This is a genomic window from Flavobacterium sp. HBTb2-11-1 (genome assembly GCF_009826975.1).
Classification (GTDB): Bacteria; Bacteroidota; Bacteroidia; order Flavobacteriales; family Flavobacteriaceae; genus Flavobacterium.
On record NZ_WUMO01000003.1, the window covers coordinates 329,734 to 345,271 of the forward strand.

Annotated in this window: 8 protein-coding genes; 7 read left to right on the top strand and 1 reads right to left on the bottom strand. The window is 36.3% G+C overall.

The genetic code is table 11. From position 1 onward, the window contains the following. Positions 1-4: 4 nt before the first annotated feature. Positions 5-739 (bottom strand): helix-turn-helix transcriptional regulator, encoded by a 735-nt coding sequence (locus GR162_RS08505; protein WP_237421335.1) that lies wholly within the window; start codon positions 737-739, stop codon positions 5-7. Positions 740-1,040: 301 nt separating this feature from the next. Between GR162_RS08505 and GR162_RS08510 the strand changes: the two genes are divergently transcribed. From GR162_RS08510 to GR162_RS08540, 7 genes are all read left to right on the top strand, one after another. Continuing rightward, positions 1,041-3,209 (top strand): alpha-N-acetylglucosaminidase, encoded by a 2,169-nt coding sequence (locus GR162_RS08510; RefSeq protein WP_160781785.1) that lies wholly within the window; start codon positions 1,041-1,043, stop codon positions 3,207-3,209. 278 nt (positions 3,210-3,487) lie between these two features. Continuing rightward, positions 3,488-6,499, top strand: coding sequence for a TonB-dependent receptor (locus GR162_RS08515; protein ID WP_160781786.1), 3,012 nt, complete (start codon positions 3,488-3,490; stop codon positions 6,497-6,499). A gap of 19 nt (positions 6,500-6,518) precedes the next feature. Further along, positions 6,519-8,132: a RagB/SusD family nutrient uptake outer membrane protein gene (locus GR162_RS08520; protein ID WP_160781787.1), complete on the top strand. Its 1,614-nt coding sequence runs from the start codon at positions 6,519-6,521 to the stop codon at positions 8,130-8,132. A 295-nt stretch (positions 8,133-8,427) separates the two neighbouring features. After that, positions 8,428-10,740, top strand: a complete 2,313-nt coding sequence (locus GR162_RS08525; RefSeq protein WP_160781788.1) for a GH92 family glycosyl hydrolase — start codon at positions 8,428-8,430, stop codon at positions 10,738-10,740. Positions 10,741-10,761: 21 nt separating this feature from the next. Next, positions 10,762-13,035 (top strand): GH92 family glycosyl hydrolase, encoded by a 2,274-nt coding sequence (locus GR162_RS08530; protein WP_160781789.1) that lies wholly within the window; start codon positions 10,762-10,764, stop codon positions 13,033-13,035. Between the two features lie 14 nt (positions 13,036-13,049). Then, positions 13,050-13,610: a hypothetical protein gene (locus tag GR162_RS08535; protein WP_160781790.1), complete on the top strand. Its 561-nt coding sequence runs from the start codon at positions 13,050-13,052 to the stop codon at positions 13,608-13,610. A gap of 53 nt (positions 13,611-13,663) precedes the next feature. Then, entirely contained in the window at positions 13,664-15,496 is a 1,833-nt protein-coding gene (locus GR162_RS08540; RefSeq protein WP_160781791.1) for a metallophosphoesterase, read from the top strand. The last annotated feature ends 42 nt before the right edge of the window (positions 15,497-15,538 follow it).

Consider the following 15,538-nt stretch of genomic DNA (forward strand, 5'->3'; position numbering starts at 1 on the left):
CAAATTATAGCGAAGATAGAGAAAGTCCGGTATTTCGCTTAATTTCATTGCTAAGATGCGAAAGATCATAATAACCGCATTCAAATGCAATATCCGACAAGCTTCGATCTTGGTTTGTTTTTTCAATAGCATTTAATGCATTTTGAAAACGGATGATATTTGTGTATTTTTTTGGCGACAACCCGATATACTTTTTAAAATTTCGCTCCAGCTGTCTCACCGTTGTACAATTCTTTTGAGCTAATTCATAAATGCTAATTTGTCCGTTTGTTAAATCTATATCCCTAATAACAGATTGTAACGGAATGTTTCTGCTTTTTATTCTTTCCAAAAAAAAGCAATCGAAATAACTAAAGGACTTTTTAAATATTTTATCGATGCTAAATGAATTAGATTTTTCAAATTCAACAGTATCATTAATCAAAGTATTTTGTGGATCATAGCTGTAGAAATTGGCAAAAGCAGCAGGTTTTAGGCATGCACCCGCTAAATGGGTATCGGTATCAATTAAGCTGTCTTTATACGAATTCATCGCACCAACAGCGTAAGTTTTTCCAAATTCCAGATACAGAGAACCGTTATCTGTCAAACAGCTATTGCCTAAATTTATTATAATTCCACTGCAGCCGTCTGGATAAACCCGTTCCCACTGCGCTCCATTTGGATTTCCTTTCAGTTCCCAAAAGAAATGTATATAAGGTTCTAATTCCTTGCAGGGTTTTATTTTTAGGTATTCCATACACATCTTTATTGATTTGCAAAAATAGTTAACCTTCAACTTGACCGAATAAAATAGACTGTTAAATATGTCTATGCTTTTGACTGATAAATCCATCTTATGGGATGGCATTATATATAATTTTATTTTCGGTTCCAGAACCTATTTATTGGCTTTCTGGTTTATTCGTTAGTACTGCTAAGTATTAGTAGTAATTTTTTGTTAGGTTTTGTTTGAGCAGGGAGATTAATGTAAAGATTTAATCTCCTTTGTTTTATCAGACCGAAGTGAATAAAGACAATTTAATAAATATATGATTTATATGAAAAGTGAGAATTTTAAAATTAAAAACCGCAGTTCCTTAAAGTTGGCTGTAATGGCCTTTGTGCTGTTATTTTCTGGATCTATAAAAGGATTTTGCCAAAACGAAGAAAAAACAAAAAGTGCTTTTGGAGTTATTGAAAGGCTTGTTGGGAGTCGCGCGAGCGAATTTCAGTTAAGTCTTGCGGAAGACAAAAAAAGTAATACGGAATGGTTTGAAATTCAAACAGAGAATAATCTGGTAAAGATAAAAGCGTCAACCAATACCGCAATCTGTTATGCAGCTTACAATTTCTTAAGAGACATAGGAGCAGTTTTGGTAAGCTGGGAAGGAAACAGAATGGATCTTCCTAAAGCTTGGCCTAAATATTCAAAAAAAGGAGAAACGCCTTTTCAGTACAGAGAATATCTGAATGCCTGTACTTTTGGCTATACAACTCCGTGGTGGGACTGGAGACGTTGGGAACAGGAAATTGACTGGATGGCATTACACGGAATCAATCTACCGACTGCAATGGAAGGTCAAGAAGCGGTATGGCAGGAATTGTGGAAAGAATATGGCTTAACAAGCTCGCAGTTAGAATCTCATTTTGCAGGACCAGCTTATCTGCCTTGGCAGCGTATGGGAAATATCAATAGTCTCGAAGGGCCATTGCCTCAAGAATGGTTCGTTAAGAAAGAAGAGCTCCAAAAGAAAATCTTAGAAAGAATGAAAGCGCTGGATATGCATCCTGTTGTTCCTGCTTTTAGCGGTTATGTGCCAAAGGCTTTCGCCGAAAAACATCCCGAAGCCAAAATAACCGAATTAAAATCATGGTCTGGAGGCGGTTTTGCAAGCACTTTTCTGTTAGATTCCAAAGATCCTTTATTCAAACAAATTGGAAAGCGTTTTATTGAAATTTACACCAAAAAGTACGGGAAATCTAATTTTTATTTAGCTGATTCTTTCAATGAAATCGAACCTCCAGTTTCTGAACATAATAAATATGAAGAACTTTCTAATTATGGAAGCGCTGTTTATGAAACTATAAACGAAGCCGCTCCCGGTGCAGTATGGGTGATGCAAGGATGGCTTTTTGGCGATAACAAAGAATTTTGGACAAAAGAAGCGACAAGTGCCTTTTTAAGCAAAGTTCCCAACGAAAAAGTGATGGTTCAGGATTATGCCAACGATAGATATAAGGTATGGGAGAATCAGGAAGCTTTTTATGGCAAACAATGGACGTATGGTTATGTGCATAATTATGGAGGTTCTAATCCTGTGTATGGAGATTTGAATTTTTATAAAGAAGAATTGGCGAGTTTGCTGAAAAATCCGAAGAAAGGAAATATTGTAGGTTACGGCGCAATGCCTGAAGGATTAAACAATAATTCTATTGTTTACGAATATATATATGATCTTCCGTGGACCAAGGCAGAACAGTCTCTAGAGGATTGGTTGGCTAAGTATTTAAATGCAAGATACGGACAGACTTCACCAGCAGTTTTTCAGGCTTGGGAATTATTGCTGAAATCGGTTTACAATGTCAAATATTGGGAAACACGCTGGTGGAATGATTGGGCTGGTGCGTATTTGCTTTTCAAACGTCCAACAGTTAAAATTACAGAGTTTAAAGAAAACCCTGGAGATAAAGAAAAGCTTAAAGAAGCTTTGGACATTTTAAGCCAAGAAGCTAAAAAATACAATAAAAAGAATCTTATCCAATACGATCTGATAGATGTTTCAAGACATTATTATTCCCTTTCTATTGACGAAGATCTGATGGCATGCGTAAAAGCGTATCAGCAGAAAGATATCGCAAAAGGAGACCAGTTATTTAAAAAGATAGAAAAACAAGTTTTGCATATAGATGCTATAATGTCTGGACAGCCATTAAATAGCTTAGATCAATGGGTAAAGTCAGCTTCTGATTATGGAAGTTCGTCTGAGGTTTCTTCTTTATATGTTAAAAACGCCAAAACCTTAATTACGTTATGGGGCGGAGAAGGCCATTTGAACGACTATGCTTCAAGAGCATGGAAAGGAATGTACAAAGGATTTTACTGGCCAAGATGGAAAATGTTTTTGGAGGCTCTTAAAAAGGCATCTGCTGATAATAGTTCTTTTGATGAAAATAAAGAAAGAGAATCAATTAAAAATTGGGAAATAAATTGGACAGAGCATAAATAAAAAGAACATTAGATAATAATTACTTCGTATATAAACATAATTTAACACCATATTTCTAACATAACCTAAAACCACACCATCAGTATGCAGAAGAAAAATTTCCGAAATCGATTTATTAGTCAGTTTTTCATTATATAATTTTATAAAAAAAACGTCGCTAAGCCTTGTTATAATTGACTTTATAGAAATTATCCATGTTTATGAATAACTTGTCCATTTGTTAACATTTCTTTAGCACTAATTTCGTCAATACTTTAACTAAAATAACCAACATTACAATGGAAAAACTTAAACTATTATTATTAGCCTTTTTCTTTGGCTTTTCAATTAATACTTGGGCACAAAAAACAGAAGTGTCTGGTGTTGTATTGGATGACAAAGGTATTCCTATGCCAGCAGTTAATGTACTTGAAAAAGGTACAACAAACACTGTTACAACAGATTTTGACGGAAAATTTAAATTTACAGCTTCAAACAAAAATGCAACCCTTGTATTTTCATTCATGGGATTTGAAGATCAAGCCGTAAAATTAGACGGAACGAAAACTAATTTTTCGATTAAAATGCTGTCTACCACAACTAACCTAGAGCAAGTTGTTGTTGTAGGTTATGGCAAAGGATCTCGTAAAAACTTAACCACTGCAGTTTCATCTGTAAAGGCTGAAGATTTGAACAGAGGAGCAATCAGCGACGTTGGACAGCTCTTGCAAGGGAAAGTTTCTGGTTTGAACATTTCATCAAGCGGCGATCCAACGAAAACGGCTTCTGTGGTTTTGCGTGGAGCTTCAACATTAAATAGTTCTCAAGGGCCATTTTATGTTATTGACGGTATTCCTGGTGTTGACATTTCTGTGATTTCGCCAGATGATATTGCTACTATTGACGTTTTGAAGGATGCTGCTGCAACGGCAATTTATGGTAACCGTGCTGCAAATGGAGTTATAATGGTAACAACAAAAAAAGGAAGCAAAGGCAGAACGCAAGTGGCGTACAACGGATATGTTGGTTGGGAAGAAGTTTCAAATGATCTCGATATGATGGATGCAAACCAATTGAGAGATTTTACAAAAAGAAACAATCTAAACTTTACTCCAGAAAATGACAAAGGTGCCAACACGAACTGGCAAAAAGAAATTTTAAGACCTGGACGCGCCAAATCGAGCAGCCACAACTTGTCTATGAGTGGTGGGGGAGATCACGGAAGTTATACAGCAAGTATCACATCCATTAATAAAGAAGGGGTGATGTTAAAAAGTGACTTCTCTCGTATTATTGCCCGTTTGTCTGTCGAACAATTTGCTTTTGATGATAAGGTTAAATTTGGCTTGAATGTTACTAATTCAAATACAAAATATCAAAATGTACCACAACGTAATACGGTACTTTTGCAGGCGGCAAGTTATCTTCCTGTATCTCCAGTAAGAAATCCTGATGGAAGTTTATTTGAAAATTTTGTGAGCCCAGGATATTTTAACCCTGTAGCTTTAATCGAACATGGTACTGACGAAACTAGAACAGATAACCTTGTAGGAAATCTTACTGCTGAAGTAAAGCTTCCTTTTGGAATCACTTATAATTTGAATTTAGCACATCAGAGATTAACTGCATCTCACGGAGAGTTTTATGACAGTTACTATTCTCAATACAACAGTGCGAACTTTTATAACAACCCAGATCCGCCTTTGACAAAAACATTGGTTAACTTTGGTGTAAATGGTTCTGCATTGAGAAATTCTTATGAAACTAGAAATAATATTATAGAGAGTTTCTTTACATGGGATAAAACATTTGGAGACCATAAAATAAAAGCTGTTTTGGGGTATTCATGGCAAGAAAATACTTTAGGAGACGGTTTTCAGGCTACTACGACAAACTTTCCTGTAGATAATGTTGGATATAACAATTTAGCATTAAGTAATTATACTTCAGTTAATGGTTATGTAGTAAATTTTGGTGATAGCAAAGCCTATCAAAAAACACGTTTAATCTCATATTTCGGACGTTTAAACTATAATTATAAAGACAAATATCTTTTGCAAGGATCTCTAAGAAGAGACGGTGGTTCTATGTTTGGTGCAAATAACCAATGGGGATATTTTCCATCTATAGGAGGTGCATGGAGATTGGATAAGGAAAGTTTTATGCAGAATCAAAATGTTTTTAGTGATTTGAAACTGCGTGCAAGCTGGGGGGTAACAGGAAATTCTTCTGGATTTAATGCTTACACGGCTCAATTTATATCTGGAAGTTTAGGAACTTTTTATTACAACGGACAGCAGATTGGGGCTTACGGACCTAACCAAGCAGCAAATCCTGATTTGAAATGGGAAAAAACAGCCACAACAAACATTGGACTTGATTTCTCTATCGCAAAAGGAAAAGTAACTGGTTCTGTTGATGTTTACGACAAAAAGACCACAGATATGATTTTCAACTATAATGTTAATCCGGTGTTGGTGCCAGTAGGAACAATTGTAGCAAACGGAGGTACAATGTCAAACAAAGGTATTGAGCTTAGCTTGAGCACAACGCCAATTAAAACAGCAAATTTCAGCTGGAATTCGAACCTGAACTTGGCTCACAACAAAAATGAGATTGTTAAATTAACTAGTCCGTTTTTTGTTGGCGGAGATTCTATCCGTCGTGTACAGCCAGACGGAGGCGGACAAACAGGAAGCACTTTGCAGATTTTTAAAGAAGGAAAACCTCTTGGACAATTCTTTACTTTAAAATATGCAGGAAAAAATGCAGCTGGAGTTTCTCAGTATTATGACAAAAATGGCGATTTGACAACTACTCCTCAAATCGGAGTAGATTACCATTATGCAGGAAGTGCACAGCCAAAATTATTAATGGGATGGGCAAATAATTTTCAATACAAAAAATTCGATTTAAGTATTTTCTTTAGAGGAGTTTTTGGTAACAAAATTTTCAACGCAACTCGCGCCGATTTATTTAGACCAAGCACAGCAATGACTAATAATATTCTGGTTGATGCAGGAAATGAATCTCCAAATGACTTAAACTCTTTTAAATATTCAGATCGTTTTATAGAAGACGGAAGCTACATAAGATTGGACAACATGACATTAGGATATAATTTTGGTAAAGTAGGCAGGTTCATAAGCAGTCTTCGCCTTTATCATACCGTAAACAACGTATTTGTGATTACTAAATACACCGGAATTGATCCAGAGGTAGAACAAGGAGGAACAGCTCCTGGTGTAGATTCAAATAACTTCTATCCAAAAACAAGAACGTATTTGTTCGGTTTAAATGTGACCTTCTAAAAATTAAATGCTAAAAATTATGAAAAAGATATTAAAATATTTAGGACTCCCAGTACTTATGGCTGGTTTAGTATGGTCTTGCAGTGACCTTGATGTGCCTATTACAACACAATTGACACCTGATGTATTTCCTCAGAATTCAACGCAATATGTTCAGGCTACAGGTCCGGTTTATGTAGCATTCAGAGGAGAATTTTCTTTTGCTTGGTGGTGGGCTCAATCTTTAAGTACAGATGAATCTATTTTGCCTGCAAGGGGAGGAAACTGGTTTGATAACCGAAATTATATTGCCATGCATTACCATGACTGGAATGCTGACAATGGTATTATTGGAAGTCTTTGGGATTGGACATCTAAAGTAATTGGAACAAGCAATCAGACGATATCTATTTTAAGACAGACCATGCCTGAAGGTGCAGAGAAAAAAACTTTGATTTCAGAGATTAAAACCATGCGTGCTATTTCTTATTTTATGTTAATGGACAGTTACGGAGATGTGCCGCTAGATACTTTATACGGAGATTTTACTGCTCATGCTAAAACGCCAAGAAAAGAAGTTTTTAATTTTATTGAAAAAGAATTAAAAAGTGCTGTTCCTTATTTAAATCCAGCATCGGGTGTTAGCACTTACGGCAGACCAAACAAACAGACTGCCAATGCCATGTTGGCTAAATTGTATCTGAATGCCGAAGTATATTCTGGAACACCGCGTTACACAGATTGTATTGCAGCTTGTGATGAGGTAATAAATTCTGGATTGTATGCTGTTGAGCCAAGAGCAACTTACTTGCAGATGTTTTATCCTAGCAACGGACCGCAGATGAAAGAATTTATTTTTGCTGTTCCTTACGATCCGGCAGCAGTGACAGTGGGTTACAACGGACAAATGTATCACGCACGTTATGATGTGCCGCGTTCTGAGAGAGCGAAGTTCGGTCTTCCTTTTACGCCAAGTGCGCCTAGAAGTACGCTGCCTGAATTTTATGCGTATTTCAATGATCCGAACGATATTCGTAACAAACAATGGCTTACAGGTCTTCAATATATGAATGACGGCGTTACGCCAGTTATGGTTACGACAACTAAAAAAGGATACGACCAGTTTTACACAGGATCTGATGGAGGGGCAACATATACGTATCAGGTAAATTTAACGCCAGATATTATACCTCGTCAAAGTGTAGCTTTATTTGATCTTGGAAATGATGAAATCGCTTGGAACATGGGATATAGAAATATTAAATTCTATCCAGATGCCACTTCAACAAATCGTAACCAAAAGAACGATGTTCCTTTCTTACGCTATTCAGATGTGCTGTTGATGAAAGCAGAATCAATCCTTCGCGGAGGTGCTTCTACTCTAGGACAAAGTGCAGATGCCTTGGTAAACATGGTTCGTTCTAACCGTACAACATCTGCACCTTTAAGCGGAGTGACTTTAGAGGATCTTTATAAAGAAAGAAGCCGCGAGTTTGCTTGGGAAGCATGGCATAGAAACGATATGATCCGTTTTGGGAAATATGAAGGATCATGGGGCTATAAAACTAATACAGATGTTTATCGTCGTGTATTCCCAATCCCAACTAATGCAATGGTCTTAAATCCAGCTTTAATTCAAAACGACGGATATTAAAAATAAGGGTTTCAAATAGGTACGCATTGTGTAACCCGATTTAATTTTGAAAGGAGAAGAGCGTAAAAATTCTTCTCCTTTTTACTAAAAGAAAACTGTTTTATTTTGTTGCTCATGATAAACAGTTCAGTTCAGTTTCATTTTTGAATGTGTATAAAGTCTAATCAATGCAGTTTCTGAAAAGTAATGAAGGATTAGGCTTTGTATAACATTCCTTTAAATTTTGAGAAGGCTCTGCCTTAATTGCAAAAATCACAATCAGCCCAATTTTGTCCCATCAATACATGCAGCATAAATGGAACTAAATAAAATCTATAAAATAGGACATATTGCTATAAGTTTGACTCTAGTTTTTTTATTGTCATGCAACGCTCAGAAAAACATTTCTTTACAAAACAAACAAGTATCAGATTTAGTTTATCCGTTGTTGGACACCGAAAATTCAAGATGGTTTTACTTTTCATCAGCAAGCCGTCCTTTTGGTATGGTTAATTTAAGTCCTGATACAGAAATAAAAGGCGATTGGGGAGGCGGATATAAATATACCACAGATACAGTTAAGGGTTTTAGCCACATTCACGAGTGGCAAATGTCTGGCGTCTCCGTAATGCCAGTAACCATGTCTGGTGACAATAAATCAGCTGTTTTTAAAGACTTTTATTCAAAATTTAGTCATCAGAACGAAATTATAACACCGGGATATCATTCGTTGAAATTGGATAGATATCAGATAACCGCAGAATTGACCAGTACACCAAGAGTTGGATTTCATCAATACACTTTTCCAAAAAAAGCGCAGAAAGCCATTCTTTTTAATCTCAATACCATTTTAGGGCCTTGTGAAAACACTAATGGAAAATTAGAAAAAAACAGTGATTACGAACTTTCCGGTTCATTAGTTTTGAGCACTAATTTCAGACGCCCAAAACCTTTAACCGTATTTTTTAAAGTTAAAACCAATCAGCCAATTGCTTCTGTAGAAAGAGATCCTGCAACAGGGAATTATTTAGTCCTTTTTAGTGGAGCAAAAGAACAGATAGTGATGAAAGTTGGCATTTCTTATACGTCAATGGAAAACGCTACGATCAATATCGAAACAGAATTGCCGCATTGGAATTTTAGCCAAACAGTTTCCGATTCAAGAAAAGAATGGAGTGCCTTATTAGGAAGAATAAAAATTGAAGGAGGTACAGAAACCGACCAGAGACGATTTTACACCGATCTATGGCATGCACTACAAGGAAGAAAAATGATCAGCGACGCAAATGGAGCCTATCCTGATAATACAGGAAATCAATTCAGGGTGGGGCATTTACCTTTGAATACTGACGGAAAACCCAAATTCAACCATTACAATTCGGATGCTTTTTGGGGAGCACAATGGACAATCAATACGCTTTGGGGATTGGTTTATCCTGAAATTATGGAAGAATTTGTGTATTCGCTAATGCAGTATTACAAAGATGGCGGTATTATTCCGCGTGGTCCAGCTGGCGGAAACGACACGTATGTAATGACAGGAGCTTCGACAACTCCGTTTATTGTCAGTGCCATTCAAAAAGGAATTGTAAAAGAAAACCTAGAAGAGATATACACAGCGCTTAAAAAAAATCATATGCCAGGCGGTATTATGGAAAAAGCGGGATATGAACACAAGACCAACATTGGTGGCGGACTAAAATATTATATGCAGAATGGATATGTGCCGTATCCGCTTCCCGATGGCAATTTCGGAAGCCATGAAGACGGAGCAAGCCAGACTTTAGAATATGCCTATCAAGATTGGACTTTGGCGCAGTTGGCTAAAAAACTGAACCATGAAGACGATTATCACTATTTTATGAAAAGGTCTCAGAACTATAAAAATATATTTGACACTTCAATTGGCTGGATACGTCCGAAAAATGCAGAAGGAAAATGGCGCGAAAATTACGATCCGTATCAGTATGAAAACGGATTTATTGAATCCAACGGAGCACAGTCAACTTGGTTTGTGCCACATGATATGGAAGGTTTAGCCAATTTAATGGGAGGAAAAGCAAAAGCAGCAGAAAAATTGAATCTCCAGTTTGAAACCGCTCAAAAGTTAAATTTCACTTCTGGTATCTCACATGACGCCGAACTGCATCCAGAATTCAGCAGAATACCTGTAAATTTCGGAAATCAGCCTTCCATGCAGACTTCAAATATTTTTACTCTTTTGGGAAAACCTGATTTAACGCAGTTTTGGACCAGAAATGTAGTCAAAACCACTTTCAGCGGATTATCTCCCAAAACAGGTTACAATGGCGACGAAGATCAGGGTTTGATGGGAAGTTTAAACGTTTTGCTTAAAATAGGCATGTTTCAAATGAATGGGGGAACAGACAAGGATGCAGTTTACCAAATAGGAAGCCCAATTTTCAATAAAATTACAATAGATTTAAATTCGAGATATTATACAGGAAAGACATTTGTAATTAGAGCCCAGAATAATAGCTCAGAAAATGTATATATAAAAAACATCAGATACAATAATAAAGCAGTAGAAGACTTTACGCTTTCGCATCAACAGATTACAAATGGAGGTGAGTTAATCTTAGAAATGTCAGATCAGCCAAAATCTTAATACTAAAGAAATAATTAGGGAATGAAAAATACAAAGTCGCTCATTTTTTTAGCAGCAAGTTTTCTTCTTGCCATAAATAGCAGTGCTCAGCAGAATGTACATCAATATGTTGATCCAATGATAGGTTCAGAAGGCGTAGGAAGAGTTTTTATCGGGCCTTCTTGTCCGTATGGAATGGTAAAACCAAGTCCAGATTGTACTTCTAGTCCAAACAGTGGTTGGCTTCCAGAACCAAAAGAAGTAACAGGATTCAGTCAGGTGCATGTGAGCGGAACGGGTGGCGGGCCAAAATACGGCAACATTCTGATTATGCCTTTTTCGGGTACTTTAGACAAAATGGATCAGATTTCTTATAGAGCTGAAGAAAATGTAAAACTGGGGTATTACGAAACTGTTTTCAAAGAAAATAATATAAAAACTGAAATTACTACTGGAGAGAAAGTTTCATTTTATAGAATTACCTATCCCAAAAACAGCTCTAAAGAGTTAAAAATAGATCCAGGATTTTTTCTAGGAGAAGAAAAAATTCCAGATGCCAGAGAAGCTCAGCAGTTTGTGGGTTCTCAGATCGAGATAGTTTCAGATACAGAAATAAGAGGTTACAGCAGAATTAGAGGCGGATGGAATAACGGAAGAGCGTATACGGTTTATTTCTGTGCCGTTTTCGATCAGCCGATATCAAAATATGTAACTTTTAAAGACGGAAAATTCTACAATAACCAGAAAGCTCAGTTTGATTCAGGAAAGAAAACAGCAGCGCTTCTTTCTTTTGGAAATGCTGGAAAAGAAGAGCTGAACGTAAAAATCGGAATTTCGTTTTTAAGCGAATTAAAAGCCAAAAACAATATAGAAGCAGAAATTCCGCATTGGAATTTTAATAACGTTTTAAGCACATTACAGAACAAATGGGAGAATTTACTAAGCCGCATCCAGCTTTCAAAAGACACTTCAGAAGAATATAAAAAAATGTTTTATACCGGTTTGTATCACACCATGATTATGCCTGTAGACAGAACGGGAGAGAATCCATTATGGACCAATAACGAACCGTATTACGATGATTTTTATACCATTTGGGACACCTTTCGAACATCAAGTCCACTAATCACTTTAATTGACAGTAAACGAAAAGTGGATATCATCAATGCCATGCTGAATATTTATAAACGCGAAGGCTATTTGCCCGAAGGCAGAAGCGGAAACGATAACGGAAGAACTCAAGGAGGATCAAATGCTGAGGTGGTTATTGCCGACGCTTTTGTGAAAAACTTAAAAGGAATTGATTACGAGCTGGCGCTGCAGGCAATGCTAAAAGACGCCACAGTGCCGCCTGGAGGAAATGAAGAAAAAGAAGGAAGAGGCGGACTTATAGATTACCTAAAACTAGGATATGTTCCGTATGGCACAGACCGCGCAGGAAACCGAACAATTGACTATTCGTACAATGATTATAATATTGCCACGGTAGCCAAAGGTTTAGGCAAAACCGAACTCTATAATCAATACATGAAACAGGCGGAAAGCTGGCAGAATTTATGGCGTTCTGATTATGAAAATAATGGTGCCAAAGGATTTATCATGCCAAAAGACAAAGATGGAAACTGGCTGGACGATGTAGTTTTTGGAGAATCTAAAATCCAGAAACCGACTTTTAAATATACGCCCGTCATTATCGAATCGCCTTGGTATGTTTGCCACTGGTGCGTGTTTTTTTACGAAGGGACTTCTTGGGAATATTCATTCAGTATTCCGCATGACGTTCCAGAATTAATCAAGAAATCAGGAGGAGAAAAAGCGTTTGAAAACCGTCTGGATATTTTCTTTGATCAGAATTTATATAATGTGGCCAATGAGCCTTCATTTTTAACGCCTTGTTTGTACCATTGGATCGGGAAACCTTATTTGAGCAGCGACAGGATTAGAACCATTATAAAGAATAATTTTAATACTTCAAGAGAAGGTTTGCCGGGAAATGATGATTCTGGAGCAATGTCCTCGTGGCTGGCTTTTCATATGATGGGATTGTATCCAAATGCAGGACAACCTTATTATCTGATCAATACGCCTTTGATTAAAGAAACAGCAATTCAGCTGGAAAATGGAAAAAAGTTTACCATTTCGGCTAAAAAAATGACAGATAAAAACAGATACATAAAAAGCGCGCTATTAAATGGAAAACCATACAGTAAAGCTTGGATTACGCATGATGATATTAATAACGGTGGCGAATTGGTTTTAGAAATGGATTCAAAACCTTCAGCTTGGGGAACAACAATTTTACCTCCAACGAAATAAAAAGGATAAACAGGATGAAAAATATATTTTTAATGCTTCTTTTCTGCATCGTTTATCAGAAAGGAATTGCACAGCAGTACATTCCGACAATAAAAAATAACACACAGCTGCATTATGTCTGCAAGCTTCACGGACAGACCAGAAGTCTTCAGCTCACTGCCGAAACAGCAGCAGATAAACTGGCTTTTAAATTGGAAACCAGAGGCGTTAAAAGTAAAATTGTGATGCTTTCAGAAGCCGTACAAAACGGAACCGAATTAAGTTTCAATCAGGGAGAATATGCACCTGTTTTAAACTTAAAACCAACAGAAACGTTTTTTATGATTTCGCAGTCGGCTTATCAAGATTTAGTCAAAAAAGGTTCCTTTGTTTATAATAATACAACCTATGTTCTAGATGAAAAAAATGCAGAAAGTGTTCAAATTGAAGGCAAACCAATTGATGCTCTGCATGTAAAAGCGCAGATTGATGAAACTGAAATGTGGATTGTAAAAAATCCAGATTTTCCGCTAATTTGTAAAATCACCAATAATCCGTTAGGAATCAACCCAACCTTGGTAAAGGTCGTGAATTAATAAAATTAATTTCACCCAAACGGTTAAAGTTTCTGAGTTATAATGAATAAACCATGGCATTTAAAAATTTCTTTTGGGTATTGATTTTTGCTGTTCTGATTTCCTGTAAGACAGAACAGCATTCGCATGACCAAAAAACAAAGATTGCTTTTATAGCCGATGCGCATTTGCAGGATATTTTTGCCAAATTTGAAGATAACAGTTATCAAGGCATTCAAAACCCTGAGACGGGCCAATATGCCAATATCAGAACCATGAATGCGCAACTGCATTCTACCCGAATTTTTAATGAAAATTACTTCGCTTTTTTAGAAGCTTTAAATGATATTGTAAAAAGAGGCATAAAACAGGTGGTGCTTCCTGGCGACTTTAGCGATGACGGACAGCCTGTACATGTTCGCGGATTACGAAAAATTCTCGGTCAATATTCCCAGAAATACGGTATTTCATTTTATGTAACCACAGGAAATCACGATGTTGTGAGGCCTTTTGCACAAGATGCTGTTAAAACTGATTTTTTAGGAAAAGACGGAAAAGAACAGATTATCAGTAGTTCTGAAAATATTTTTAATAAAAGTAAAAGCGAACTCGTTCCCATCATAACCGCCGATATCAAAAACTGGGGATACAAAGAAACGATTCATGAAATGCAAGATTTTGGTTTTTTTTCCAAAAAGACTGATTTGTACTGGGAAACGCCATTTTCAAAATACACTTATTCAGAATATAATTTTGAAGAAGCTCAAAAAGAATCTCCTTTAGAAAAAAGAACTTACGCAGTTAAAAATACCAATTTGTTTCTGCCAGATGCAAGTTATTTGGTGGAACCGGTTAAAGGAATCTGGCTTTTAGCAATTGATGCCAATGCCTATGTTCCGAATGAAAGATTATCAGGAAAAACAAATGATCCGCATGATTTTTCGGGAGCCAATATAGGCTACAATAACGTTCTGATTTATAAAAGCCATTTGCTAAACTGGGTAAAAAAAGTCGCTGCAGAAGCCAAAACGAAAGGAAAAATTCTGATCGCTTTCAGCCATTACCCAATGGTGGAATTTAATGATAATGCTTCGCCTGAATTAAAGCAGCTTTTTGGCGCCGATAAAATGCAATTGCAACGCGTTCCAAATGAAGAAGTGGCGCAACAGTTTGCAGATGCTGGAATTCAGGTTCATTTTGGCGGACACATGCACATCAATGATACTGGCGTTCGAAAAACAGCAAAAGGAAATACGCTTTTTAATATTCAAACCCCATCGCTTGCGGCTTATATGCCTGCTTATAAAATATTGACAATTCATTCTAATTCAGAACTCGAAGTGGAAACCGTTGTGGTAGGGAAAGTCAATAAATACAATAGTTTGTTTCCTTTTTATGAAGAAGAATATGCCCATTTAAAAGAAATCAAAAGCAATGCAATCTGGAACAAAGAAATTTTAAAAGCAAATGATTATAAAGATTTTACCACTTGGCATTTGAAAGAATTAGTGAGGTTGCGTTTTTTGCCAGAAGATTTTCCAGTCGAATTTCTAAAATCAATTGTAAATCTTTCTGGAAGGGATTTGTTAGAAAAAAGTAATAGCCAAAGCCTTGATAATAATCTGAAAGAAAGTTTATTAACTCGTTCTGATTTTGAATCATGGAACGGATTCGACATGATTTTCGATTTTTACCGTTTAAAAAATGCTGGAGAACTGGCTGTTACAGACATTGGAACCAAGAGATTAAAGCAATATGAGCTGATTTGCAAAGAATTAAAAAAATCAGATAATCCAGAACTAGTTTTATGGTCGGAGATATTCTCTAAAACTATGAATGGCGAACCTTCCAATCATTTTAAGATCGATTTGAAAAATAGTAAAATCCATAACTTATCTGTTAAATAATTTTAATATTTATTAGATCAAAAAGACTAAATTGCATTTATA